Source organism: Zooshikella ganghwensis, assembly GCF_018263875.1.
Taxonomy (GTDB): Bacteria; Pseudomonadota; Gammaproteobacteria; order Pseudomonadales; family Zooshikellaceae; genus Zooshikella; species Zooshikella ganghwensis.
The window spans coordinates 53,123-79,499 of record NZ_JAEVHG010000017.1 but is presented as its reverse complement, the minus strand read 5'-3'; the positions used below and the strand labels follow the sequence as shown (position 1 = coordinate 79,499).

Here is a 26,377-nt window from a genome sequence, read left to right as displayed (position 1 = left end):
TGATGCTCTAACTATAAGTGCTGCTTTACATGAGAAAAACTAGGCAAAATACGACATTGCCTGTGTTGCAGCTATGCTTAGTAGTTTGCAACAGTGCTTAGTAATAAGAAAAGAAGATCTGGACTCGCTAAAGCAGGAATAAATGTGCATTAAAACGGGTGTTGAAGGGATCTGACACGGGTTTTATGTTTTGACTACACTCAGTAGGGTAAACAAATTAACCCACGAATAATTGTGTAAAAACTCGTTAAAAAACGGGGGAGTAGTTATGCCTGTGAAGCAGATATTCTATGAAGATGCACGACCTTTGATGCAGCCAGGTGATGTCATTGCCTTCGGTGGAAAAGGGCACTTTTCAGAAATTATAAAGTTTGCAACTTTTTCAGATGTTTCGCATGTAGGCGTCATTTTACAAACAAAAATTACGAGTGATGATACTAATAGATTTTTTAATCAAATCATTGAGTCAACATCGCTCCATGGTTTTAATGGCGTCAACATTTCGCGATTTAGTGATCGCTTAAATACCTATGATGGTGAGCTTTGGTGGTTACCGCTTAACGAAGAGTTAAGAAAAACACGTTTTAAGCAAAAAGCATTTTATAATTTTCTGTTTAATCAAGCCAAAGAGAGAAAGCCTTATGATATGTCACAAGCAATTAAATCGGCGTTAGATGCGTTAGATGAACTGGCATTTGGGGGGCATGGTATAGGCTATAATCGGGAAGATTTTAGTAAGTTTTTTTGTTCTGAATTAGTGGCTGCAGCCCTGGAAGTGAGCACCTTGGTTGACAGTGTTAATGCCTCTGAAGTTACGCCTATCGACCTGTGTCGATGGAAAATATATCAAGATACGTACTACCAACTAAAAGGTGATAATAGTAGAAAAATCTCTCGTTTTAATACAGCTAACCCTGCTGATTGGAACATATAAGTTAAAAGGTTTTTGATCATGCTTTATCAGCATGGCTGAGTTGTTGAAGGGTTGCGCTGCTTGTTAAGATAGTTAGCATTGAGCTGATCGTGGGGGACTGTCAATTGCTTGGCACTCACTTGCTGTTCTGGTGTTGCTGGCTTCCAAAAATGACCAGAGACAAGCAGGTGAGTGAAGCTTAAAATTGATGGAAATGAATAGACTGCGCTTAGCTAAGGCATGCCTAGTGACTTCTCATATTTTTGGGTCAAATTGGTAATAAAGCCTTCATTACGCATATCATTGAGTACTTGATTAAGCTGGTCGATATACTTTTGTGGTGTTTCTTTATGCATGGCTAAGTACAGGTCGGACTTTCTTACTGTATAAACGGGTTTAATATTCGTGACACCCGCTTCTTTGGCGTAGTAGCTGCCCGAGTAGCCTCCTGAAATCCATAAGTCGATTAAACCTGTTGCTAAACGTTTTGGGTTTACGCGATCATTGTCGACTTCAGAAACATTAAACCCTTTTGACTTTAGGTATTCGGCGCGCACATCACCTTTATAAGCGCCAATCTTGTAGGGTTTAAGGTCTTCTTCTGAGGCGATATTGCCACTGAAGTCGGCTTTAGCAAACAGCATCCAGTCATTACTAATGAGAGGTCCAACCCATTTGAATAGTGGTTTGCGTGCTTCTGTTAGTGTTGTTCCAAAGACGCCACGGAAAGGGCGGCGTTGAGCATAAGCATATGCATAATTCCACTGACGAAGCTTCATCGAGTAGGAGAGATCAGCTCGTTGAAATAATGCTTGAACAACTTCAACAGCCAGACCGCCAATGTTTTCCTCCTTATGTTCGTATGCATTTTTATGGATACTGTAGTTGTAAGGTGGGAAGTTTTCAGTAATTAAGCGAAACTTTACATCTTCAGCTGAGCTGTGAGTACTCAATGCAGTTAAAAAGGTACACAAGAATAACCAGTAGCGCATAAACACCTTGCCTATGGTTGAGATATTGTTATTAAAAAAAGTGTTGTATAAAGTTTAGTCAATACTCACGGTTGTGGTCGAAATGTAGGCAGAAGTTGCTTACATGTGACTGTCTGATGAGTTAAGGACATTGATACCATTAGCGGGTATTTTTTAGGACTATGCCACGATCATCCTATCTGGCTTATTTTAGCTTGTTGTTTCTCTGAGGATTGATTGTAAACGCATTAACTATAAGCGTTAGCACTGTTCCTAAAAAGTACATCACTAAAGGTGTATAACGTGCGAATAAATAGTTAACGAATACTTATAATAGAGAACCAAATAAGCATTATTATTCAGGGATCTTTAATATAAAAATATTTGCTAAGTTACTCGCAGCGTATTTTTTTATTGAGTCATTATTTTTGGCTGATTATAAACAGTTCGTTAGCAAAGACAAGCTGGGCCTTAAACCATAAGGTAATGATATTTAGGCATTTGATTGCTTTTGATAAGGTCAAATTTTTTAAATAGGGGAGGTTTGTTTAATAGAAGGTGGGCTTGGGTTAGAACAGAATCCCTTCATCTTAGGTTAAGAAGGGATTCCAAAGTAAATTATTTAGCGCTGTACGCTGTGAAGTTCAGTGGCAGCGTAAAATGTATTTTCAATTAATGTAGCGACAGTCATTTGTCCTACCCCACCAGGGACAGGTGTAATCCAGCTGGCACGTCGCTGAGCTTCTTCAAATTCTACATCACCTACCAGTTTACCATTGGGTAAACGATTAATACCGACATCAATAACAATAGCGCCTGGCTTAATCCATTCGCCTTTGACAAGTCCAGGTTTACCTGCCCCAACGACTACTATATCTGCGGCAGCAACTTCAGCGGCAAGATCTTTGGTAAAGCGATGACAAGTAGTGACCGTTGCGCCAGCAAGAAGCAGTTCTAGAGACATAGGCCTACCTACTATGTTTGAAGCGCCTACAATAGTTGCTTTACTCCCTCGGACACTGGCATTAATTGACTCTAATAATGTCATGATGCCTTTGGGTGTACAGGGTCTTAGTACTGGCATACGAAGTGCTAGGCGCCCCATATTATATGGATGAAAACCATCAACATCTTTAGAGGGGGCGATACGCTCAATCACTAACTCTTGATTAATGTGGGCTGGTAAAGGGAGCTGGACGAGAATACCATCAATGCAGGCATCATTATTAAGCTCGTCTATGAGTGTTAGTAACGAATGCTGTGTTGTGTCAGGAGGGAGGTCGAATGCTTTTGAGACTATACCTGCTCGCTCACAGGCCTTTCGCTTGTTATTTACATAAACTTGTGAGGCTGGGTCTTCCCCAACAAGGATAACTGCCAAGCCTGGAGGACGTTGACCGGTTGCAGAAAGGTTTGCTACCTGCTGACCGATGCGCTCAATCAATTGGGTGGCTATTGCTCTGCCATCGATGATATTTCCGCTCATGATGCTTATTAAAGTGCCTTGTAAATTAGGAGTCAGTTGGTGCTCATTGGGGCGTGCATTGTCGCATGCGTGCTGGGGTATTAGCAATTGGCATAGTTACTTAAAAGAGCGCTATTGATGGGTAAAGGTATTATTGATAACCAGTGTGCATATACAAGCTGCAAGTAACTAAAAGAGGTTATCAGTAGTTAAACACTATAATAGTGTACGGCACCTGTGTTGGTTAATATATAAGCAATAGGCTAACTGGTTGATAAAAAAGTGCTTTAAAGCGTTGACGGCAGTTGGGTCAGCAAGTATTATGCGCACCACTTGCTGAGCAGCACAGCTTCAAGCGATCTGAACTCTAGCAACCGAACTGATTAAGTGTTTAAAAATGCTTTGCAAATATCAGTTTTGACTAACAGTGTGAGGTTCTTTTTTTCTATCGGTATGAGTTGATAGGGTTTAAAAGAGGTTGGTTGTTAGTATCGGTTGTAGAAATAAGCGCTTGAATTTTTTGAAAGGTGCTGTAAGATGGGCGCCCGTAGCTCAGCTGGATAGAGCATCCGCCTTCTAAGCGGATGGTCGCAGGTTCGAGTCCTGCCGGGCGCGCCAGCCTCTTGCTTTGGTTTTAAAGAGACTGGTTGAGCTGTAATTGAAGTTACGATTTTATGGTGGGCGTAGCTCAGTTGGTAGAGCACAGGATTGTGACTCCTGTGGTCGTGGGTTCAAGTCCCATCGTCCACCCCAGTTTTTGATAGTTGATCGAATGGTGAGCTATTAGTTTAAGTTAAAGCGGAAGTGGTGAAATTGGTAGACACGCTGGATTTAGGTTCCAGTGCCGAAAGGTGTGAGAGTTCGAGTCTCTCCTTCCGCACCAAGATCAAAAAAATGGGGATAAGGTGACTTATCCCCATTTTTGTATTGTCGGCAGAAAAAGTTAGGGGTTCGTGAGGCTATCACGTTGATAGTCTGATAACATTTTGCTTTGATTAGGCCCTTCGAAGAATTTGTTTTAACGAGGAACAACGATGCAAGTCTCACTCGAAGCGACTTCTGGTTTAGAGCGTCGTCTGACCATTACGGTACCTGCGGAGCAGGTGGAAGCAAAAGTCACTGAGCGTTTGAAAGACACCGCAAAAAAAGTACGTCTTGATGGCTTCCGTCCTGGTAAGGTACCACTTAGTGTGGTTAAGCGTCGTTTCGGCAAGTCTACACGCCAGGAAGTTGTAGGAGATGTAATGCAGTCTTCTTTTATAGAAGCTATTCAAAAAGAATCATTACGTCCTGCAGGTATGCCCACAGTTGAACCTGTCAAAATGGAGCCGGGTGAAGACTTTGAGTTTATCGCGACTTTTGAGGTTTACCCAGAACTCGCGCTGAAAGGTTATGAAGGTATTACTATAGAAAAGCCCAGTGCTGACGTCACTGATGCTGATGTAGAGCAAATGCTGGAAACACTCCGTAATCAAAATCGTGAGTGGCAAACTGTAGAGCGTGAAGCAAAAGATGGTGATCAGTTGATCATTGACTTTGTGGGTCGTAAAGATGGTGAAGAGTTTGAAGGTGGAAAAGGAGAAGACTTCAAGCTTGAGCTAGGCTCAGGTCAAATGATTGAAGGTTTTGAGTCAAGTTTGGTTGGTAGTAAGGCGGGTGAAGAAAAGGTTATTAATGTTACCTTTCCCGAGGACTATCAAGCAGAGTCTTTGGCAGGTCAGCCTGCTGAGTTCACAATTCAAGTTAAGGAAGTGGCAGAAGCTGTCTTGCCTGAATTGAATGATGAATTTTTTGCTAAGTTTGGTGTTGCTGATGGTGGACTTGATGCATTTAAAGCAGAAGTTCGCAAAAACATGGAACGCGAGCTACAGCATGCGATCAAAAACAAGGTTAAAAACCAAGTGATGGATGGCTTGCTAGCTGAGAATGAAGTTGACGTACCAAAAGCGTTGTTGGATGATGAAATTAATCGGATGCGACAACAAGCTGCACAGCAGATATTTGGTGGCGAAAACCAGGTAGATCCTGCTAAACTGCCAGCAGAGCTATTTCAGGATCGCGCCCTTAAGCGGGTAAAACTAGGCTTGGTTGTAGCTGAAGTTGTTAAGCAGCATGACATAACAGTTGATGATGAGCGTGTAAAAGCCCTGGTTGAAGATATTGCTTCAGCTTATGAGCAGCCAGAGCAAGTTGTCAGCTGGTACTATAGCAATGAGCGCCAAATGTCTGAAGTACGTTCAATTGTACTTGAAGATCAGGTGGTTGATACTGTCCTGGATACAGCACAGGTAACGGTGAAAGAATGCAGTTACGAAGAAGCCATTAAGCCTGCTCAGGAAAGTGAAGCCGAGAAAGAACAACAAGCTGAGACCGACGTAGCCAGTTGATCTCTATAAACAGCCGGTTAATGCCGGCTGTTTGGTCACTGTGTCCACAAGGGGGATAGCAAGGATATGTCCAACTCTTTCATTTATGATGGTCATTCCCAAAAAGTGATAACCAAGAACACTTTGGTTCCCTACGTTGTTGAACAAACAGCACGTGGTGAACGTCAATTTGATATTTACTCTAGACTGCTCAAAGAGCGTGTCATTTTCCTCGTGGGTCAGGTCGAAGATCACATGGCGAATTTGGTCGTTGCGCAGTTATTGTTTTTAGAGTCAGAAAACCCAGATAAAGATATACATCTTTATATAAACTCACCTGGTGGTTCCGTTACGGCAGGAATGTCGATATATGATACCATGCAGTTTATTAAACCTGATGTCAGTACGATGTGTATAGGACAGGCTGCGAGTATGGGAGCTCTCTTACTCACTGCTGGTGCACCAGGTAAGCGTTATTGTCTGCCACATTCAAGAGTAATGATTCACCAACCTCTTGGTGGATTCCAAGGGCAAGCTTCAGATATAGAAATTCATGCACGCGAAATTTTGCAAATTCGTGATCGCTTGAATAAAGTCTTATCCCATCATACTGGACAGCCCCTTGAAGTTGTTGCGAAAGATACAGATCGTGACAATTTTATGAGTGCTGAAGAAGCTGTTAGTTATGGTTTGGTTGATCAAATGATCACTAAGCGGGCTGCAGCAGAATAATCTAAGCTAAAGTAAGGGGAGTGTATTCACTCCTCTTCTTGCCATCTACTTGAAAAACAATGTAGCAGGCTACATTTAGCAAAGTAGACTCGTTGTCTCAGTAGGGTAAATCGAATGACTGACGAAAAAAACGGCAAAGGCGAAGATGGCGGAAAGTTGCTTTATTGCTCTTTCTGTGGGAAAAGTCAGCATGAGGTGCGTAAACTAATTGCAGGCCCCTCTGTCTTCATTTGTGATGAATGTGTCGATTTGTGCAACGACATCATCCGTGAAGAGGTGCAAGAAAATAGCCCTGACAGTACCTCAGACAAATTGCCTACCCCAAAAGAGATCAACGCCATTCTCGATGAGTATGTCATTGGTCAGTATCGTGCCAAAAAGGTTTTGTCTGTTGCGGTTTATAATCACTATAAACGGCTGCAGAAAGGTAATAAGAAAGATGATGTAGAACTAGGTAAAAGTAATATCCTGTTAATAGGTCCAACAGGGAGTGGTAAAACACTGTTGGCAGAAACGTTAGCAAGACTATTGAATGTACCTTTTACCATTGCTGATGCGACAACACTCACTGAGGCTGGCTATGTAGGTGAAGATGTTGAGAACATCATCCAAAAGCTGTTGCAGAAATGTGACTATGATGTAGAAAAGGCACAGATGGGCATTGTCTACATTGATGAAATAGACAAAATTTCTCGTAAGTCTGATAACCCTTCGATCACCCGAGATGTTTCCGGTGAGGGTGTACAACAAGCACTGTTGAAGCTTATTGAAGGCACTGTTGCTTCTGTTCCTCCTCAAGGTGGTAGAAAGCACCCACAACAGGAATTTTTACAGGTTGATACTGGAAATATTCTTTTCATTTGTGGTGGAGCGTTTGCAGGCTTGGAAAAAGTCATTCGTGACCGCTCAGAGAAAGGTGGTATTGGTTTCTCTGCTGAGGTGAAGAGTAAAGACTTATCTAAGAAGGTTGGCGAAACCCTTAAAGATGTCGAGCCTGAAGATTTAGTGCGCTATGGTCTGATACCTGAATTTGTGGGTCGTCTACCAGTAATAGCTACGTTGGATGAGCTAGACGAAGAAGCATTAGTCAGTATTTTAACGGATCCTAAAAATGCTTTGACCAAACAGTATAGTAAACTGTTTGAAATGGAAGATGTTGAGATTGACTTTCGTGAAGATGCTTTGCGTGCAATTGCGAAAAAAGCAATGGAACGTAAAACAGGTGCTCGCGGTTTACGCTCAATTTTGGAAAATGTATTGCTTGATAGCATGTATGAAATTCCATCCATTGCAAATGTGTCGAAGGTTGTTATAGATGATTCAGTGATCAAAGGTGATTCAGAGCCTTTGCTAATTTATGAAAATAATAATGAACAAAAGGCACTACCTGAAGATTAAAGGTTTTGCTTTGCTTGAAAAAACAACACATTGTGTTGGTTATTTATGATAAAGCGGTTACTGATATGTAATGTATCGTAAATACCGTAAATAAATTTTAAAAGGAGCTATATGCTCCTTTTTTTATGTCGAGTAATACCAATATTGATGTAGTAAATGTTTCTCTGCTCCAAATTTTCATAAGGGATATTACGCTTAATTGGTAGTTGATATGAGTAGTATTTGCTCAGAAGGCATCGCTTTCTGCTGATACTGAGGTGAGTTGCGACTAATAAGGGGGGGTGAGAGTAAATAGAAAAAACCGCACTTCTTCAGTGTGTTTAATAAAAGGAATTTTAAAGTCGTTAGCTACATATTTTTTGTCTTTCAACCTTTTCTCTAGGATGAACGTATTCCGCTCAATGCATACCCTTCACGACTCAATTTTATAGCCCTAGGTAACTTGAGAATTGTTGTTGGTGATCTCAAAAAAATATTCGTTATGAGTATAGATATTATGTTTTGAAAGAAAGATAAGTCTATCTCAGGTGAATAGTTAGTTGATGTGTATATACTGCTAAGTGATTGACGTTGAATAGTTTTTATTTTGCTATTTGATGGGTTTGTTAATTATAAATTGCATTGACTACTTTTCATAAAAAAATAATCAGCAAGATTTAGCTTGTAATTTGCGGCAATTAGCCCCATCTTAAAACGATAATCAAGTTTTGAGTCAAAGTTAGGGTGTTTAATGTACGACCTGACACCACACAGAAGTTTTGAGGGGGCCATAAATGGATAATCCTACTATCTCCAACCACATGGAGGGTATTGCATTACCTCTGTTACCCTTACGTGATGTGGTCGTTTACCCACATATGGTTATCCCCTTATTTGTGGGCAGAGAAAAGTCGATAAAGGCGTTAGAAGCCGCTATGGCTGCGGACAAGCAGATAATGCTTGTTGCTCAAAAGAATGCATCTGATGATGAGCCAACGCGTGATGATATTTTTCCCATAGGTACTGTTGCCACAATATTACAACTGCTAAAGTTGCCTGACGGCACCGTCAAGCTATTGGTTGAAGGCGGGTATCGTGCACATATTGAGGCCTTTAATGATGATGAAGGCTACTTTAAGGTAACAGCAACAGCATTACCCGTTCTGGCTATGGATGAGCGGGAAGGGGATGTGCTCACACGCTCTTTGTTATCCCAGTTTGAACAATATGTTCAATTAAGCCGCAAAGTACCCAGTGAAGTGCTGACGTCCTTGTCTACAATAGATGAGCCAGGGCGACTGAGTGACACTGTGGCAGCTCATATGAGTCTAAAGATTGCAGATAAGCAGCAAATTCTTGAAGTTGCTGATGTGCGTGAGCGAATTGAGCAATTAATGACTTTAATTGAGTCTGAAATAGACTTGATGCAGGTTGAGAAGCGAATTCGTGGCCGTGTCAAAAAGCAGATGGAAAAGTCTCAGCGTGAGTACTATTTGAATGAGCAGATGAAAGCCATTCAAAAAGAGCTGGGGGACATGGATGAGGCTCCGAATGAAATTGAGGAGCTTCAGCAACGCATTGAAGATGCGGGTATGCCTAAAGAGGCTCAAGATAAAGTTCAGTCTGAGCTTAATAAGTTAAAGCTTATGTCGCCTATGTCAGCAGAAGCTACAGTGGTTCGCAGTTACATAGACTGGATGATTAATCTGCCATGGAAAAAGCGTAGCAAAATACGACATGATCTGGTTAAGGCGGAAGAAATTCTAGAGCATGATCACTATGGGCTGGAGGAAGTTAAAGAGCGCATTTTAGAGTATTTAGCTGTTCAGCAGCGGGTCCGTAAATTAAAAGGCCCTGTACTGTGTCTGGTAGGTCCTCCTGGTGTAGGTAAAACATCATTAGGTGAGTCTTTAGCTCGGGCAACCAATCGTAAATTTGTGCGAATGGCGCTGGGTGGTGTGAGGGATGAAGCTGAAATACGCGGGCACCGAAGAACATATATCGGTTCGATGCCAGGTAAGTTGCTGCAAAAAATGTGTAAAGTGGGGGTAAAAAATCCACTCTTTTTATTAGATGAAATTGATAAAATGGGTGCAGATATGAGAGGTGATCCATCTTCTGCACTACTTGAAGTACTTGATCCGGAACAAAATAACACCTTTAATGATCATTATCTTGAGGTTGATTATGACTTATCGGATGTCATGTTTGTATGTACTTCAAATTCGATGAATATTCCAGGACCTTTATTGGATAGAATGGAAGTCATTCGAATTCCTGGTTATACCGAAGACGAAAAAGTCAATATATCTACGCGCTACTTAATACCTAAACAAATTAAATTAAATGGGTTAAAAGCAGACGAAATTGAGTTAAAAGAACAGACAATTCGTGATTTAATTCGATATTATACCCGCGAATCTGGTGTGCGTGGGCTTGAAAGACAAATTGCAAAAGTATGTCGTAAAGTTGTCAAGGCACACGCATTACAAAAAAGTAAACAACAAGCATTCACTAAGGTTGTGGTTGCGCCTGAAGATTTGGAACACTATTCTGGTGTACGCCAGTATAAGTATGGTATTGCCGAAGAACAAGATCAGGTTGGTCAGGTTACAGGGCTTGCTTGGACTCAAGTGGGTGGTGAACTGCTCACAATTGAAGCTGTTGCTGTACCAGGAAAAGGACATCATGTGAAGACTGGCTCACTGGGTGATGTGATGCAGGAATCTATTCAAGCTGCATTGACAGTCGTGAGAAGCCGTGCGAAAGTGCTGGGCGTCCCGAAAAACTTCCATGAAAAGAATGATATTCATATCCATGTTCCTGAGGGTGCGACACCTAAAGATGGTCCAAGTGCTGGTATTGCAATGTGTACGGCACTCGTCTCGGTATTAACTGGAATTCCTGTTCGTGCAGATGTAGCGATGACAGGGGAAATAACGCTTCGAGGACAAGTGTTGCCTATTGGTGGGTTAAAAGAGAAATTGTTAGCAGCTCATCGAGGGGGTATTAAAACGGTTATCATCCCTGATGAAAATGAGCGCGACTTGAAAGAAATTCCTGATAATATTAAACAAGACCTTGATATCAGGCCAGTTAAATGGATAGATCAAGTTTTAGAAGTTGCACTGCAGTACATGCCTGATCCTTTGCCAGATGAAGCCGTGCAAAATGAAATTGTTGCCGGAGAAGATGTTAAAGAAAGTGATGCAGGCGAGCGAATAAATACGCACTAGGCTTGATGCTTTCTTGACAGTGAGCAAAACGAGTTGGTATAAATCCCAACTCGCTTTGGTATCACAAGGTCAGGCGGATACCGGCTGTTTCATACCACACCAGGCGAGTGTTAAAAAGAAATGACATTGCGTTATGGGGGGTATTTTGCAAGCAGCGTGTTTTTTAATTTGACTGTTTTTAAATTGTGTGCGTAATTAATATACGCATATCTTATTATCTGCTTACCTTGAGCATTTACTGAAGATCTCAATAGAAGGGGAATAGAGTGAATAAATCAGAGTTAATAGATGCCATCGCAGCTTCTGCAGATATTTCTAAAGCGGCTGCCGGACGTGCTCTTGATGCCATGATCGGTTCTGTAACCAAAGCGTTGAAAGATGGTGATCAGGTCGTTTTGGTTGGTTTTGGTACTTTTTCTGTAAAAGAGCGTGCTGCACGTACTGGGCGTAATCCTCAAACTGGTGAGCCTATTCAGATTGCAGCTGCTAAAGTGCCAAGCTTCAAAGCGGGTAAAGCACTGAAGGATGCTGTAAACTAAGGCGCCTTCCCGAAGGTCAGCATGTTAAGCTGACCTTGGCAAGTCAATACTTGAAATAGTGCTCGTTCATGCGGCATGCTGACTTGCTTGGTTACATAACAAGTAGGTTTGTTACCGTGCGTACCGCTATAAGTCAATCAAGGCGCATCAATGATGCGCTTTTTTTTTGTTAACGTTTTAATTGCAAGATAGGCGATGCTGCTGAGGTTATTATGCTGCAAACGATGAGGGATAATGCGCAGAGTTGGGTCGTTAAAGTAATTGTATTTCTTATCATTTTTGTATTTGCAATTTTTGGATTGGAATCATTACGACTGGTGACGACCAACACCGCTGTGGCTACTGTCAATGATGAGGAAATTTCTCAAAGGGAGTTAGCCAGGGCTGTTAATATTCAGATAAATCAAATGGCTCAAAGTGAAAAATTTGATCCTGCACAGATTGATGAAAAGAAAATTCAAAAGACAGTTCTTGATCAGCTAATTGACCGCACCCTGCTGACCCAGACAGCTAAAAATTATGGTTTATTCTTCCCAGAGCAAGCGATAGACCGAGAAATAATTTCTCAAGATGCTTTTAAAGAGGATGGAAAATACAGTCCTACCCGTTTCGAACAGTTGATTAGGCAAGCAGGCTTTACTCCGCGGCAATATAAGGATGCCATGGTTGAGGAGATGCTAACAACACAGCTGCAGTATGGAATCGCCGGTAGTGAATTTTTAACATCTGCAGAGCTTAAGCGCTTGCAACAGCTTGAACAGCAAACACGCAGTTTTCGTATGTTGACACTGCCAATTGCTGATATCAAAAATACGGTTGAAGTTACAGAAGAAGAATTAACGTCCTATTATCAGCAACACGAAAAAGAATTTATGTCGGCAGAGTCTGTTAAAGTAAATTATCTGTTACTTGAAAAAGCAGAGTTACTTAGTGCAGTAGATGTTGATGAAGAGGATATTAAAGCGCGATACGACCAATTTGTTGAAGCTTTTAAAAAGAATGAGCCTCCTCGCCCCAAAGCCGCTCACATTTTATTAGAAGTCAAAGATGATCGGGATGCAGAGGCAACCAGCGCACTAGCACTTGAAATTGAGCAAAAATTACAAAAAGGTGAAAGTTTTGCTGATCTTGCTAAGCAGTATTCTGATGATCAGGCTTCAGCTGAAAATGGGGGAGACCTGGGCTTTGTTGAGGAAGGAATATTTGGTGAAGAGTTTGATAAAACCCTTGCTGAATTAAAAACGGGTGAGGTTTCAAAACCCTTAAAAATGAGTTATGGCGTGCAGCTCGTCAAACTTGTGGATATGGTACAGCCTGATGTACCAAGTTTTGAAGATAAACAAGAAGAATTAACAGTAGCATTGAAAGAAGCAAAAGCAGAACCATTGTTTGTAGAGAAAAGACAACAGCTTGAAGATTTAAGTTACCAGGCTGCTGATTTACAAGAGCCAGCTGAAAAGTTGAAACTGGAAATTAAGACATCAGACTTCTTTTCAAAAGATAATGGTAAAGGTATTTTTGCGAATTCATTGGTCGTTAAGCAGGCATTTTCGCCAGAAGTGCTGACCGATAAAATGAACAGTGCAGTGATTGACTTATCAAAAGATAAAGTAATGGTTTTGCATGTACTTGAACATCAACCTGCTAAGTTGAAACCACTATCTGAAATTAAAGAAAAACTAATCACTAAACTGAAAGATCAAAAAGCAGTTAAGCAGTTAGAAGAACAAGCTACTTCTTTAGTTGCAACGTTACGTGAAGGAAAACAAAAGACTGATGCAGCCACTCAGGAAGAACAGGTTTGGAAAACATTTAACGATGCTAAGCGAATGATGACTGAAGCGCCAAGAGAAGCGGTTCAGCAGGCATTTAAAATGCCACATCCTCAGGATGATCAACCTCAATACGGTGTAGCATCATTAGTGAATGGTGACCGAGCCATCATTGAACTTACGAAAGTAACAACACCTGAAAAAATTGAAGGTGAAGAACAGCAGCAAGCATTTATGAAGCGTTTTATGGCAATGCAACGACAACAAATAGTACGTCAGCAGTTGCAACAAAACTTGCGTGAAACGGCGGAAGTAAGCAAAAACCTATAGAAGGTGATGCTTTAATTCATGCTTACAGCTATTTATAAAAAGCTAAAATTTGTTCACTGAGTATTTCAACACCTACAAAAAAACCGCCAACAGGCGGTTTTTTTGTAGGTGAATAATATGCTTTATGTTTTAGCGAAAAATAAAGTACGAAAAATTAACGTTAAGGCGCCGTTGACTTGAAAACCAGGTGATTTCTTGGAGAAGTTTAAATGTTGTTCTGTTAACTTGTCTTTGGCTAACCTGATCACTGGCTAATATGGTTTTTGCATAATCAATAAATGCCTTCATGTGTTGTGTTGCTGCTTTGGGGTAGTACCATATATGGTAACTGTCATTGGTTTGACGCAGCAGACTCTCAGCAACTTGGACCACTGCAGATAACCCTGCTTTATTGACTGCCATCATTGGTTGTTCTAAAGCGGATAAAGCATGTTGTAAACGGTTAATTGCATACTGTATACGCTGGTCTGATGCGAGAGGGTTGTTTTGTACTTCTAACGCAAAAAAGAGTGCCTGTACCAACTTCATTTGGGTATGAATAGGGTAAGTCCCCAGTGGGGCATGAACGATCTTTTTATACAGAGTCCATGCCGTTGAGATAAGTTGGTTCAAGGCTTCTTTAGTCGTTTTTTTTTCTGTAAAAGAAATACTTAGTAAAAAGGGATCGTGGTCAGAGGCACTAAAGTGATCTTCACTTTTGGGTAATTGACCAGAATATTTCTTACTGTATTCAAATAAACTATTTTCTAAAGAGTTTATATGCCAGTGTGTAATGTCTTTTACTTTTTCGGCCAGTGCTGTTGAGGCTAAGGCATGATCTAAACTACCCAGTTCACCATCAAATGAGTAACTGAATGTTTTGAGTCCATGGTGTACTCGTGTCAGGTCAACAAAACCAAAACCTGTAGGCACGGTTGCAAAAGGACGCCAGGGTTTACCCTCAAGGGTAGTATGCTCAGCTGTTTGGATGAGTCGTTGCTCTTTGCCAGTGTAGTCAGTAAGTACCCGAATAGGGTCTTCTTGAGCATAGGCGTTGAAATCACCAATCAGTAGTATATTGTTGCTGTACTGTTGAGGTTTAGATTGTAAGTGTTGGGCAAGCTGAACCGCAGCAGAAACCCTAAACTCATTACAGCTGCCTTGTAAATCGTCAACATAGCCTGGTGCTGGCTTACCTTTCACTTTATTTCTACTATCCAGTGCTACTTTGCCATCAACAGCATACTCTTGGTAATCCTCAAAACACATTGAACCTTTCGATTTAAAGTGACTTACTGCAATAGTAAGTTTTTCACCGCTGGTTAGGTGTTTGAATGATTGGATAAGGCTATGACGCTGTTGTTTGGTAATCGTTTTTTGTTTATTTTCGGTGGTAGTGAGTGTGAAATGCTGTTCAGGCATGGGGAGAATAGTTGGCTGGTCTTGTAGCGATACTTTACTTGGACGGTAAAGAAGCCCAACCGTTATAGCATCACTGCCAATAAAGCCGTCATTGGATGCTGATACAAATTGGTAATAACTGTCTTTGTCTGTTTGTTGGGCATTAAGTGCATTAACCAGGTCATATATAGCACTATTTTCACCAAAACCATTATTTTCAATTTCCATTAACCCAATAATATCTGCATCCATTCGGGTGATAGCATTGACAATTTTGGTGCGTTGTAAATAAAAGTCGTTAAGTTTGGTTGCACCTCGATTGGCATTATTCGCTGCATTATCAGCAGCTCCTGGCACAGTTCGGTTAAAATAATTTAATACATTAAAGCTGGCGACTTTTAGGCTACCTTCATCGTGCGTCAATTGTGGTGCATCAGTACGAGGGAACGCTTGATGATCAAAGTCACTACCGTTTAATGTAACGGTTGGAATAACACCATAACGGCCATAACTGTATTGGATAACACCTGTTATGCTTTGTAAGGTGTCACCAATCCTAATATAGTTTTGAAATGGACCAAAGTCTGGGAAGTAGCTGATAACGCCATTGGTTTGCTTACTTACATCTGTTTCAATGGTAATACGTTGCTGTTTATTTGAGCTGGCTAGGGCTTGTGCCTCTTCAGAAAGTGCGGGATAGAGCTGGGTTGGTTTAAAAAGTGGTTGATCTTTACTCAACACCATTTCATTACGAAAAGAGGTGTAGTTAAAACTAAAGTTTTTGGTCACCTTCAGCGCAGCATTACCACTCCAGTTAACCAGCATACCTTCATAGGGCTCGAGAGCCTGTAATGGTGTGTCTGCTGAGAGTTGCAGCGGTTGAATGACTTCCTGTTGTATGCCGCACTTGCTGTAAGCGACTAAGTCAAGTTGGGTCTGGTTGTAATATTCTTTTACTTTACCTTTAATTCTGACCTTTTCACCAACGGTTAAATCAGGAGCTTGACCGAAAACAAAAATCCCTTCTGAGGTCATGGGGTTGCCATCATGGTCCCATGATTCTTCTTGAATAAAAAAACCTTTAAAGCGGTTTGGTGTAGTTTGTGTCACTATACCTTCGACAATAATTTCAGGTCCCTCATACTTGCCTTCAGGCACCAGTGGACTTTTATTGCCTGAACCTTGAACTTCACTGATTAAGAGTGGTGTCCCTGTAGTACACGATATTTGCGGCTTGGGTTGAGAGTCTGTATTGTGGTTGCCCAATGATGATGCCATTTCTTGGGCTGAACGTGCGCTGATAGTTTGCCAGTCTGAAGTACTATAAGTACTGCTGGCTTGGCTTGTTAAGCGGATAAACTGCTGATCTTTACCAAATGATTGCCCACCAAACTCACCAACAAGATCGATACGTGTATCTTGGTAATAAAGTGCAATCGGATCATCGCCATTAAAATTTAAAAAATTATGTTTATTTACTACATTTGCTTTATCTGTAAGTACTTTTTCTGCTTGTTGATGTACTAATACAAACGTCTTTCCGGGTGCAAGTTGGCCGCTTAGAGGGAAATTATGGCTACTAGTGGTTTTGCCATTAATGTATTTCTTTAGAGTGAATTGAGACAGGTCTAATGTATCTTTTCCACCATTAAATAATTCAATTGCTTTATTAAAACCTTTTCCTTCAATGTACTCTGAAATAAATAAAGAAGGTGTTGCGGCAGCTGTATGAGTTGCTAAGGCGAGCGCGGTTAGTGAAAAAGCTGTTTTATAGCACATAACACTACTCTTTTTATGTTGTTAAAGATTATATTTAGATTATTAAAAATTTAATTAGAATATTTGGTTGCTTAATAGTTTGATGTGTTTCACATTTTTTTATCCTCGTGTTAAGAAATGGTAATAAGGGGAGATGTTAAAAAAGTAATTTTTGTAAAAGCAATAAAACAATGAAGGAAGCGCTGCAATATATAAGGAATACATGAGGTTCCAAGTACAGTGCTGGCACAGACGTCAAGGAAAAAGTGCATTTTAGACGTGCCCATAATTAAAGCTTAATGGCTGAAACTGCTGAGAAATGAGTCTATATATTTGTATAAGTTTAGTGTTTTTTACGAAATTAACTGAAGCTATGTGCTTTTTTCTTCGCCAGGTGTGTCTTTTAATAATCACTCGATGAATGGCTGCGGATATAAAAAAGTAGTATAGGAAGATGGCTGAGTAGGAATAATTAAAAAAAACGCCTTCATTTTCGGTGGTAGTGAGTAAATTAAATGTTATTTTACTACTTTTACTGTACATCATTGGGCTAAAGCCTATCACCAATAAAGGTTGTATTTATGAAAAATGTATAACATCTTATGTACTTCAACTAATTACCAATTGCAGTTAATTCGCATATATACTGTCACTAATTTACAGTGAATAAGTCGTTAATAATATATTGCTTGGTAACCTATTCTGGTTTTGGTAAATGAATCTGTGAGTAGTTATAAATGGCTTTTATTACATTTATATATTTTCAAAGAAACTTGTAAGTTTACGTTTAAATATCAAAAAAGATACAGGTATGACTGAGCCATACAGCACATGTAATAGTTACATTAACACTGTATGATGAGTATATATGAATATAAGGGTACTATTTATTGACTTATACCTTTTAACAGGCGGTTTTTAAATATACCTATTTGTAATAGATGTTTAAGAAAAACTGTATAAAACTTTTTAGTGTAATAAGCCTCAGAGGCGTTTGGATTAATATAAGGCTGTACTAAATTGACAATATTGATTCATAGCTAAGCTTTCATCAGGTTGGGCTTTTTTGTTGATGGTAGATATTCTAATTTAGAATTTATTAATGTTGTACGTTTTTTGTCGCATATGTGGTACGCTTTTTAATATAAATTTTTATTAATGTCCAGTTTTTTGCTATGTGTTTATCAGTCTACTCTAGTGAGAGTTGACTGAATGTCCACTTTGGAGCGTGAGTGCTAGTTTTTTAGCATGATCTATCCTTAAACCTTTACACAGTTATACAACAAGTATGGGCTTAGTCTCAGTGGTTACTCTTGTTCTAGGTGGTTACTTTAGTGGTGTATATTGAGGAGGAAATATGGACGAGCAGGAACAAAAACCCGTTAAGCAAGTAGAGGAACATTCCTCTAGTGACATACCTTCTGCTGAAGAGCGAAATTGGGCAATGGCATGCCATCTTTCCGCATTTACAGGCATATTAGTACCTTTTGGTTTTATTCTTGCGCCACTCATCATTTGGTTGGTTAAAAAAGATACGATGCCCCTGGTGGCTAAACATGGTGTTGAATCGGTTAATTTTCAAATAACCTTTTTATTGATTTATGTTGTTTGCACTGTGCTGCTTTTTGTTCTTATTGGATTTGTGTTGTTGCCGATTGCAATGTTAGTACACGCCATTTTTATTATTATGGCGAGTATCAAAGTCAGCAATGGTGAAGATTATCGCTACCCATTTGCAATCCGCCTCATTAGTTAATGTGACTAACAATTTAATTAATGTTTGGAAGGGTCACGGGGTGTCAGTTTTTCAATAGCTTTTGGGAATTGTGTCAGCGGAAGCCACTTTTGATGTAGATTTTTCATCCAGCCATTTTGATGAAGTTGTTGCAGTTGCTGATGCCAGCTATCGATATGAGCAGGATGTGACCCTGCGGAAAAAGCGATATACAGTAAGTTCTTCCGTAATGTGAAAACTGGTTTGACTAAGTTAGTGGGAATATTAGCTTTTTTTAGAATGCCATCAATGGTGAGGTCAGCAGTACACCATAACTCGATTCGGCCCTGAACTAACTGCTGTGCTGAGTATATGGGTTTGGAAACAATCACTAAATTATTGAAGTTTTGCTTTTCCAGTAACTGTTGTTCAACTGCATCCCGATAGACGCCGATTCTTCGTATACGTCTTGCCTCTTCTAATGTGTTGATGTGCAGTTGACTATTCCTCGCAGCATAAAAATTTGTTTGACCAATAGCTACTGGGCCTATCAAGGTAAACTCTTGTTGTCGCTGGGGCGTCAGTGTCATGGTAAATAGCACAACATTAGGTTCACTGTTGATCATTTTCCAACCTCTGGCCCAGGGTACAATGTAAATAGGTAATGTTTGACTTTGCATCGTGAGAAGCTTTTGAATCAGCTCAACCGCGTATCCCTTAGGCTTGTTGTTTTCACTGAAAGTGATAGGAGGCCATTCCTCAGTGAAAAGCTTGAGAGAAGGTAGCGGTGAAGTTGAGGTTGTCACTGAAACGTTTGAGTCAGCATTCAGGTTAAAGCACGCGACAAGGCTTAGCAAAAGGCATAGAAGTGTATAAGTGAATAACTTAGAGCAATTCATAGGAAGCTTATGCGTAAAAATGTCTGCTGCTGGACTCGGTGTTTACTAAAAGCACCTTGTAAAGTATAAGTATAAAGCTCGATTTCACAGGATGTATCTTTTATTGCAGGTGCAGGTTGCTGGTTTAGGTTTATAGCATGTTTTCTTTAAGACCGTTCATCGAGGATTTTAAATCGGTGAGGCTAGTTATCGTAGTTCTAAAAACTGTTGAAGTATGCGCAGGCGTCAATGGAGTAGGAAGGGGTAGCAGAAGGACTCAACCACCTGCAGCGACCAAGCCTGGCAGGGGTTGAGCTTTATGGGCAAGGTAACAGTTATTGAAGATTAATTCTGTTCAAGCTGGCCCATTGCTGTGACATTAAAACCACCATCAACATGAGTGATTTCACCAGTAATACCGCTTGCCAGGTCTGAGCATAGAAAAGCAGCGACATTACCTACTTCTTCAATAGTGACATTGCGACGCAGTGGAGTATTTTGCTCACTAAAGCTGAGCATTTTACGGAAGCTCTTAATGCCTGAAGCTGCCAGTGTACGAATGGGACCTGCAGAGATGGCATTTACCCGGGTTCCTTCTGGACCCATTGCTGCTGCAGCATAACGCACTGAGGCTTCTAAGCTGGCTTTAGCCAAGCCCATGACATTGTAATTAGGAATAGTTCGCTCAGCACCAAGATATGACAGCGTTAACAGGGCACCATTGCGGCCACGCATCATTTCACGACCTGCTTTAGCGAGGGCAACAAAGCTGTAAGCACTGATGTCGTGAGCAATTTTGAAACCTTCACGTGTTGTTGCATCAACAAAGTCACCCTCAAGTTGATCTCCAGGGGCGAAGCCTACAGAGTGCACAATAATGTCCACGCCATCCCACTGTTTTGCAAGCTCAGTAAACACGCTTTCAATATCTTCATCTCGGCTTACATCGCAAGGAAAACAGAGGTCTGCCGATGAGCCTAGTTTGGCAGCCAGATCTTCGACTCGAGACTTAAGCTTGTCATTCTGATATGTAAATGCCAGCTCGGCGCCTTCGCGACGCATTGCTTCTGCGATACCTGAAGCAATAGAGAGTTTACTGGCAACACCTACGATTAATGCTTTCTTTCCAGCAAGAAAACCCATATGTTGTTTCCTATAGTTTGGGAGGGACTATCAATCCCAAGAAATGGTTGGGTTGACTTAAAGGCTGTGAAGTATAGAGAATCCAAGCCCCGCTGGCGAGACCTATCAGTGTGTCTTTATGTTAACCAGCCTTTTTTTCCTTTAGCTTACCAAAAGGCAGCCTGTAATAAGCTTTGTGTGTAGGGGTGTTGAGGTTTTTCGAGCACCTGCTGGGCAGCCCCTTGCTCAACGACTTTGCCAAACTGCATTACCACCACTTTATGGCTGATAGCTTTGACAACAGCCAAATCATGACTGATGAATATATAACTGAGTTGATACTTTTGTTGTAATGACTTTAATAAATCGAGTATTTGCCGTTGAATGGTCCGGTCAAGGGCTGAAGTAGGCTCATCTAAAATAATGAGTTCAGGTCGTAGTACCAGTGCGCGGGCAATAGCGATCCGCTGACGTTGCCCTCCCGAAAACTCGTGAGGGTAGCGATGCTGGACATCGGAAGGTAAGCCGACATCCTCTAATGCTTGAGCTATCCACTGAGCATGCTGCTCTGCTTGTTCCGCTTGATGCACAATCAACCCTTCACCAACAATCTGGGCAATGGTCATTCTAGGATTCAGACTGCCAAAAGGGTCCTGAAATACAATTTGGATAGAACGTCGCAGGGGGCGGAATGCCTTTTGTTTTAACTGGTGGATGGGGTTGCCATTAAAGGTCATGGTGCCTTGTGCATTGACCAGCTTCAACAAGGCAAAGCCAAGCGTTGATTTTCCCGATCCACTTTCGCCGACGATCCCTAGGGTTTCGCCTTGTTTGAGTGAAAAACTAATATCATCAACGGCACGAACATGCCCCGAAACGCGCTTGAAAATGCCTTTGTATATTGGGAACCAAACCTTAAGCTGGTCAACGTCAAGAATGGTTTTAGTTTGCTCTGGGAGTGGCTGGGGATGACCAGTCGGGATAGACGCCAGTAAATGTTGAGTATATTCGTGCTGTGGGGATTTGAAAACAGAATGGACTGGACCTTGTTCAACTACCTGCCCTTGCTGCATAACACAGACATCATCCGCCATATGCTCAACCAGGTTCAGGTCATGGCTAATCAACAGGAGTGCCATGTTGGTTTGCTGCTGTAATGATTTGAGCAATTCTAAGATTTGTCGTTGAACGGTGACATCCAAAGCGGTGGTAGGTTCATCAGCAATCAGCAGGTCAGGCTTATTGGCCAGAGCCATGGCAATCATTACCCGTTGTCGCTGTCCTCCAGATAATTCATGGGGAAAAGCCTGCAATCGACGGCTAGCATCACGGATACCCACTTGCTCAAGTAAGGTGAGAGTCTGTTGACGGGCTTCATGCTGAGTGGTGCCTTGGTGTAACACAATGGCTTCACCGATTTGTTTTTCAACGGTGTGTAATGGGTTGAGCGATGTCATAGGTTCTTGAAAAATCATGCCGACACGATTACCGCGAATACGTCTTAAGGCTTCATTGGTTGCGCCCAATAATTCCTGTCCTTGCCAGCGGACACTGCCTTTGGGAAAGTGTGCTTGTTCTGGGAGAAGTCCCAAAGTGGCTAGCGCGGTGACAGATTTTCCAGAGCCACTTTCCCCAACCAATGCTAAGGTTTTCCCAGTATTCAGCTTAAAGCTGATTTCTTGGACGGCGGTTTGCTGGCGAAATTGAATCATCAGGTTTTCAACTTCAAGTAATGGCGGTTGGTTCATAGAGGGAGCTTCCTGGGGTCAAAAGCATCTCTTGCGGCTTCCCCCACAAAGACCAATAAGGTCAAAATTAGGCTGAGCGTAATAAATGCTGATAACCCCAGCCAAGGGGCTTGCAGGTTATTTTTTCCTTGGGCGACCAGCTCACCTAGTGAGGGGGAGCCTACCGGGAGTCCGAAGCCTAAAAAGTCTAATGAGGTTAATGTCGAAATGGCGGCTGTTAGAATAAAGGGTAAATAGGTTAGGGTTGCCACCATGGCATTGGGTAGCATATGCCGAAACATTATGATGGAGTTGCTAATGCCTAGTGCTCTAGCGGCACGCACATACTCAAGATTCCTGGCCCTAAGAAACTCTGCTCGTACTAAATCCACGAGCTGCATCCAGCTGAATAACAACATAATACCCAGCAGCCACCAAAAATTTGGGTTCACAAAACTGGATAAAATTATCAGTAAATATAAGGTGGGCAACCCGGAAAATATTTCGATCAGGCGTTGTCCTATTAAGTCAACTTTACCACCATAATAACCTTGAGCAGCCCCGACAATGATGCCAATAATGGAACTAAAGATAGTGAGTGTCAGGGCAAACAAAACTGAAATACGAAAGCCGTATATAATTCTAGCCACCACATCACGGGCTTTGTCATCGCTGCCTAGCCAGTTATCCGACGACGGAGGAGCGGGTGCAGGCACCGGAAGGTCCTTAATAATTGTGTCATAGCTGAAGGGGATGGGAGGCCAAATTAACCAGCCTTCTGCTTCTATTAACTCCTGTACATAAGGGTCTGTATAGTCTGCTTCTGAGGCAAACTCTCCACCAAAATCGGTTTCGAAATAGGTTTTGATAACAGGAAAGTAATAACTATCCTGAAACTTAATCAGCACCGGCTTATCGTTGGCAATCCATTCAGCCACTAATGAAAAACCAAATAGGAAAATAAAAAGCCACAATGAGTAATAGCCTCGCCGATTGTTTTTAAATATTTGCCAGCGTCGCTGATTGATGGGACTCAACCTTTGCATAATCCACATACTCAACCTTCCCGGCTTTCAAAGTCAATTCTAGGGTCAATAATCATGTAGGTGATATCGCCAACTAGCTTCAAGAGTAAGCCAATTAAGGTGTAAATATACACGGTGGCAAAAACTACGGGATAGTCACGGCTTAGTGCCGCTTCAAAACCAAGTAACCCTAAGCCATCAAGGGAAAATACCACTTCAATCAGTAATGAGCTGGTTAAAAAGATACCGACTAATGCCGCTGGGATCTGGGCGATGACAATTAACATGGCGTTACGAAAAACGTGCCCATATAACACTCGCTTTTCAGTGAGTCCCTTGGCTTTTGCAGTTAGCACATACTGCTTATGTATTTCATCTAAGAAAGAATTTTTCGTCAGCATGGTCAGGGTGGCAAAGCCACTCACGACCATGGCAGTGATAGGCAGTACCAAGTGCCAAAAATAATCCAGCACTTGTTGCCAAAAGGGCAGCTGGTCAAAATGATTAGAAGTCAGTCCCCTGAGTGGAAACCAGTTAAAGTAGCTGCCACCGGCAAAGAGTACGATAAGTAAAATTGCAAACAGAAAGTTAGGAATGGCATAGCCCACAATAATGGTGGTTGATGTCCAAACATCAAAACGACTACCGTGTTTAACTGCTTTTTTGATGCCTAAGGGGATCGATATTAAATAGACTAATAATGTCGTCCAAAGCCCCAGTGATATCGATACGGGTAATTTATCAATGATTAAATCAGTGACATCCCGATCCCGAAAGAAGCTTTGGCCAAACTCAAAGGTGGCATAGTTTTTCAGCATCATCCAGAAGCGTTCAGAAGGTGGTTTATCAAACCCATACAGTTTCTTGATTTCTGCTATTAGTTCTGGGCGTAAACCTTGAGCACCTCGGTACTGTCCATCTGTTGGGGCAATGTCGGCTCCGGTGCCGCCAAGACGACTGCCTGATCCAGTTTGCAGCCCCTGTAGTTGGGCTAGCATCTGCTCAACAGGGCCGCCAGGGGCAGCCTGAATAATAATAAAGTTAATAAGCATGATGCCAAACAGGGTGGGAATGATCAGTAATAAGCGTCGGATAATATATACCAGCATCAACAAGCCTCTTAAAGCATGCGCATAGTGATACCCTTCGCTGAGGGTAAAGCTAGGCCACAGGTAAGCACAGGGTATTAGTTGGCTTTTTTACGGAACGACTTTATTTTTTCTGCTTTTTTAGGATCTTCCCACCAGGTATCTAAAGTAAAGCTGTATTTAGGTGTAACCTCAGGTTGACCAAATTTGTTCCAGTAAACCAGGCGATATTGATTGATATGAAACTGAGGGATCACATAGTGATTCCATAATAAAACGCGGTCCAAAGCACGACAGTAGTTAATGAGTGCTTCGCGGCTAGGGGCAGAGATGATTTTTTCGACGAGCTGATCGACAACGGGATTTTTAATACCGATATAGTTACGACTACCTGTAATATCAGCCTGTGAGGAATGCCAGAAATCACGTTGTTCATTACCTGGTGACTGGCTTTGTCCAAATGAGCTAATAATCATATCAAAGTCAAAACTTTGTACACGTTTAATATACTGCTGAGTGTCGACTTGCCTGATCGTCATATTAATGCCAAGTTTTTTCAAGTTTTCTTGAAATGGCAGGACAATGCGCTCCATTTCCGGTTGGGCAAGCAATATTTCAAAGGAGAACGGTTGATTGGTTTGCTGGTTGATTAACTTGCCTTCTTTTAATACGTAACCTGCTTCTTTCAATAAGTGAAGCGCTTGCCGGAGTTGTTGACGGTTGTTGCCTGAACCATCGGTTTTGGGTAATTCAAAGGCTTGCGTGAACAGAGCTTCAGGAAGCTCTTTTTTAAATGGCTCAAGGATTTTTAATTCTGCGGGCGATGGTAGGCCTGATGCGGCCATTTCAGAGTTTTCAAAAAAACTATCAGTACGTTGATAGCTATTGTAAAACAAATTTTTATTGGCCCACTCAAAATCGAAGGCATAGCTTAATGCCTGACGCACTTTGCTATCGCTAAAAAGTGGCCGGCGGATGTTGTATATAAAGCCCTGTAAGCCAGCATGAGATAAGTTAGGCTGTGTTTTTTTTATCATTGCCTGGTTGTTAAACAGCTTACCTTGATATTGAGTAGCCCAGTTTTTGGCACTATTTTCGGAGCGGAAGTCATATTCACCTGCTTTTAGTGCTTCAATAGCGACAGTAGGATCACGATAGTAATCATAGCGAATAGTATTAAAGTTATATTTTCCGCGATTAACAGGGAGGTCTTTACCCCAATAATTCGGATCTCGTTGATAGGTAATGGAGCGGCCTGCATCAACCTGGCTGATGGTATAAGGACCACTGCCAATGGGAGGGGTCAGCGAGGTTTTATTAAACGTATGCTGGCTCCAGTAGTGTTTGGGTAGAACCGCAAATTGGCCGATAATCATTGCCAGTTCACGATTATCACCAGGTGTGAAGGTAAATTTCACCCGCCATTTATCCAATGCCTCAACCTGTTTGACATTGGCATAGTAGGTTTTATAAAGAGGGTGTCCTTCTTTTTGTAATAAATTAAAGCTAAATACGACATCTTCTGCAGTTAGCGGGTGACCATCATGAAAGTGGATATTTTTGCGTAGATGAAAAATAATCCAGGCGCGATTTTCAGGCCATTCCATCTGCTCGGCCAGTAAACCATACATCGTAAAAGGCTCATCTTCGCTGTGATAAAGCAGCGTGTCGTAAAAATAATTGTTGTACAAGTAGGTCAAGCCACTGGCAGGAATGCCCTTAACAATAAAGGGGTTTAAACTATCAAAACCACTTGAAGAGATCGTTGCTAAATGAAGTGTTCCCCCTTTGGGGGCCGCTGGATTGACAAAGTCAAAATGGGTAAAGTCTGCTGGGTATTTGGGTTCACCATGAATAGTAATGGCATGACTTTTATAAATTTTTTCTTCAGCATGAAGCCCAAAGCTAGACCCTAGCAAGGTTGCCAGTAAAAAAAGTATGTTCATGGGGTGAGGCTTTCTTTTTATTTGGCAAGTTAACATAA

17 protein-coding genes and 3 tRNA genes are annotated in these 26,377 nt (G+C 41.4%); 11 read left to right on the top strand and 9 right to left on the bottom strand.

All coding sequences use genetic code 11. From position 1 onward, the window contains the following. Positions 1-268 precede the first annotated feature (268 nt). On the top strand, positions 269-934 hold the full coding sequence (locus KHS79_RS19880; RefSeq protein WP_212721236.1) for a hypothetical protein: 666 nt from the start codon (positions 269-271) through the stop codon (positions 932-934). 212 nt (positions 935-1,146) lie between these two features. On the opposite strand, the gene KHS79_RS19875 is transcribed toward KHS79_RS19880, so the two are convergent. Together KHS79_RS19875 and folD are read right to left on the bottom strand one after the other, a co-directional pair. Then, positions 1,147-1,905, bottom strand: coding sequence for a substrate-binding periplasmic protein (locus KHS79_RS19875; protein ID WP_212721234.1), 759 nt, complete (start codon positions 1,903-1,905; stop codon positions 1,147-1,149). Positions 1,906-2,506: 601 nt separating this feature from the next. Next, a complete protein-coding gene (gene folD, locus KHS79_RS19870) occupies positions 2,507-3,370 on the bottom strand; it encodes a bifunctional methylenetetrahydrofolate dehydrogenase/methenyltetrahydrofolate cyclohydrolase FolD (protein WP_212721232.1) in 864 nt (287 codons plus the stop codon). 520 nt (positions 3,371-3,890) lie between these two features. Here folD and KHS79_RS19865 point away from each other — a divergent pair. The 9 genes from KHS79_RS19865 (at position 3,891) to KHS79_RS19825 (ending at position 13,701) form a co-directional block, all read left to right on the top strand. After that, a tRNA-Arg gene (locus KHS79_RS19865) sits at positions 3,891-3,967 on the top strand. Between the two features lie 59 nt (positions 3,968-4,026). Then, a tRNA-His gene (locus KHS79_RS19860) sits at positions 4,027-4,102 on the top strand. 45 nt (positions 4,103-4,147) lie between these two features. Further along, positions 4,148-4,232: transfer RNA gene (locus KHS79_RS19855), tRNA-Leu, on the top strand. A gap of 151 nt (positions 4,233-4,383) precedes the next feature. Then, positions 4,384-5,736 carry a trigger factor gene (gene tig / locus KHS79_RS19850; RefSeq protein ID WP_027708973.1) on the top strand — a complete coding sequence of 451 codons (1,353 nt, stop codon included), beginning with the start codon at positions 4,384-4,386 and terminating at the stop codon, positions 5,734-5,736. A 66-nt stretch (positions 5,737-5,802) separates the two neighbouring features. Further along, positions 5,803-6,447 (top strand): ATP-dependent Clp endopeptidase proteolytic subunit ClpP, encoded by a 645-nt coding sequence (gene clpP, locus KHS79_RS19845; RefSeq protein WP_051311564.1) that lies wholly within the window; start codon positions 5,803-5,805, stop codon positions 6,445-6,447. Positions 6,448-6,561: 114 nt separating this feature from the next. Beyond that, positions 6,562-7,845, top strand: a complete 1,284-nt coding sequence (gene clpX, locus KHS79_RS19840; RefSeq protein ID WP_027708971.1) for an ATP-dependent Clp protease ATP-binding subunit ClpX — start codon at positions 6,562-6,564, stop codon at positions 7,843-7,845. A 773-nt stretch (positions 7,846-8,618) separates the two neighbouring features. Then, the gene (gene lon / locus KHS79_RS19835) at positions 8,619-11,060 is read left to right on the top strand and encodes an endopeptidase La (RefSeq protein ID WP_233468517.1); all 2,442 of its coding nucleotides are present in this window, start codon (positions 8,619-8,621) and stop codon (positions 11,058-11,060) included. Positions 11,061-11,326: 266 nt separating this feature from the next. Then, complete coding sequence (gene hupB / locus KHS79_RS19830) at positions 11,327-11,599, top strand: nucleoid-associated protein HU-beta (RefSeq protein WP_027708969.1); 273 nt, start codon at positions 11,327-11,329, stop codon at positions 11,597-11,599. Between the two features lie 212 nt (positions 11,600-11,811). Then, positions 11,812-13,701: a SurA N-terminal domain-containing protein gene (locus KHS79_RS19825; protein ID WP_212721230.1), complete on the top strand. Its 1,890-nt coding sequence runs from the start codon at positions 11,812-11,814 to the stop codon at positions 13,699-13,701. Between the two features lie 129 nt (positions 13,702-13,830). On the opposite strand, the gene KHS79_RS19820 is transcribed toward KHS79_RS19825, so the two are convergent. Then, the gene (locus KHS79_RS19820; protein WP_212721229.1) at positions 13,831-16,860 is read right to left on the bottom strand and encodes an ExeM/NucH family extracellular endonuclease; all 3,030 of its coding nucleotides are present in this window, start codon (positions 16,858-16,860) and stop codon (positions 13,831-13,833) included. Between the two features lie 1,336 nt (positions 16,861-18,196). Between KHS79_RS19820 and KHS79_RS19815 the strand changes: the two genes are divergently transcribed. Further along, positions 18,197-18,595, top strand: coding sequence for a DUF4870 domain-containing protein (locus KHS79_RS19815; protein WP_038290767.1), 399 nt, complete (start codon positions 18,197-18,199; stop codon positions 18,593-18,595). A 17-nt stretch (positions 18,596-18,612) separates the two neighbouring features. Here the strand turns inward: KHS79_RS19815 and KHS79_RS19810 are convergent, their stop codons facing one another. The 6 genes from KHS79_RS19810 to KHS79_RS19785 form a co-directional block, all read right to left on the bottom strand. Beyond that, positions 18,613-19,452, bottom strand: a complete 840-nt coding sequence (locus KHS79_RS19810; protein ID WP_212721227.1) for a substrate-binding periplasmic protein — start codon at positions 19,450-19,452, stop codon at positions 18,613-18,615. A 324-nt stretch (positions 19,453-19,776) separates the two neighbouring features. Next, positions 19,777-20,574, bottom strand: coding sequence for an enoyl-ACP reductase FabI (locus tag KHS79_RS19805; protein ID WP_094787639.1), 798 nt, complete (start codon positions 20,572-20,574; stop codon positions 19,777-19,779). A gap of 146 nt (positions 20,575-20,720) precedes the next feature. Further along, positions 20,721-22,301 (bottom strand): ABC transporter ATP-binding protein, encoded by a 1,581-nt coding sequence (locus tag KHS79_RS19800; RefSeq protein WP_212721225.1) that lies wholly within the window; start codon positions 22,299-22,301, stop codon positions 20,721-20,723. Continuing rightward, positions 22,298-23,335, bottom strand: a complete 1,038-nt coding sequence (locus KHS79_RS19795) for an ABC transporter permease (RefSeq protein ID WP_456156800.1) — start codon at positions 23,333-23,335, stop codon at positions 22,298-22,300. The genes KHS79_RS19800 and KHS79_RS19795 overlap by 4 nt, the downstream gene beginning before the upstream one ends. A gap of 2 nt (positions 23,336-23,337) precedes the next feature. After that, positions 23,338-24,414 carry a microcin C ABC transporter permease YejB gene (locus KHS79_RS19790; protein ID WP_094787637.1) on the bottom strand — a complete coding sequence of 359 codons (1,077 nt, stop codon included), beginning with the start codon at positions 24,412-24,414 and terminating at the stop codon, positions 23,338-23,340. 77 nt (positions 24,415-24,491) lie between these two features. Next, complete coding sequence (locus KHS79_RS19785; protein ID WP_212721223.1) at positions 24,492-26,339, bottom strand: extracellular solute-binding protein; 1,848 nt, start codon at positions 26,337-26,339, stop codon at positions 24,492-24,494. Between the last annotated feature and the right edge of the window lie 38 nt (positions 26,340-26,377).

What these genes read in the sequence shown, in the direction of transcription:
- KHS79_RS19880 (WP_212721236.1), top strand. Translation starts at nt 269, where the DNA reads ATGCCTGTGAAGCAGATATTCTATGAAGATGCACGACCTTTGATGCAG.
- KHS79_RS19875 (WP_212721234.1), bottom strand. Translation starts at nt 1,905, where the DNA reads ATGCGCTACTGGTTATTCTTGTGTACCTTTTTAACTGCATTGAGTACT.
- folD (WP_212721232.1), bottom strand. Translation starts at nt 3,370, where the DNA reads ATGAGCGGAAATATCATCGATGGCAGAGCAATAGCCACCCAATTGATT.
- tig (WP_027708973.1), top strand. Translation starts at nt 4,384, where the DNA reads ATGCAAGTCTCACTCGAAGCGACTTCTGGTTTAGAGCGTCGTCTGACC.
- clpP (WP_051311564.1), top strand. Translation starts at nt 5,803, where the DNA reads ATGTCCAACTCTTTCATTTATGATGGTCATTCCCAAAAAGTGATAACC.
- clpX (WP_027708971.1), top strand. Translation starts at nt 6,562, where the DNA reads ATGACTGACGAAAAAAACGGCAAAGGCGAAGATGGCGGAAAGTTGCTT.
- lon (WP_233468517.1), top strand. Translation starts at nt 8,619, where the DNA reads ATGGATAATCCTACTATCTCCAACCACATGGAGGGTATTGCATTACCT.
- KHS79_RS19825 (WP_212721230.1), top strand. Translation starts at nt 11,812, where the DNA reads ATGCTGCAAACGATGAGGGATAATGCGCAGAGTTGGGTCGTTAAAGTA.
- KHS79_RS19820 (WP_212721229.1), bottom strand. Translation starts at nt 16,860, where the DNA reads ATGTGCTATAAAACAGCTTTTTCACTAACCGCGCTCGCCTTAGCAACT.
- KHS79_RS19815 (WP_038290767.1), top strand. Translation starts at nt 18,197, where the DNA reads ATGGACGAGCAGGAACAAAAACCCGTTAAGCAAGTAGAGGAACATTCC.
- KHS79_RS19810 (WP_212721227.1), bottom strand. Translation starts at nt 19,452, where the DNA reads ATGAATTGCTCTAAGTTATTCACTTATACACTTCTATGCCTTTTGCTA.
- KHS79_RS19805 (WP_094787639.1), bottom strand. Translation starts at nt 20,574, where the DNA reads ATGGGTTTTCTTGCTGGAAAGAAAGCATTAATCGTAGGTGTTGCCAGT.
- KHS79_RS19800 (WP_212721225.1), bottom strand. Translation starts at nt 22,301, where the DNA reads ATGAACCAACCGCCATTACTTGAAGTTGAAAACCTGATGATTCAATTT.
- KHS79_RS19795 (WP_456156800.1), bottom strand. Translation starts at nt 23,335, where the DNA reads ATGTGGATTATGCAAAGGTTGAGTCCCATCAATCAGCGACGCTGGCAA.
- KHS79_RS19790 (WP_094787637.1), bottom strand. Translation starts at nt 24,414, where the DNA reads ATGCTGGTATATATTATCCGACGCTTATTACTGATCATTCCCACCCTG.
- KHS79_RS19785 (WP_212721223.1), bottom strand. Translation starts at nt 26,339, where the DNA reads ATGAACATACTTTTTTTACTGGCAACCTTGCTAGGGTCTAGCTTTGGG.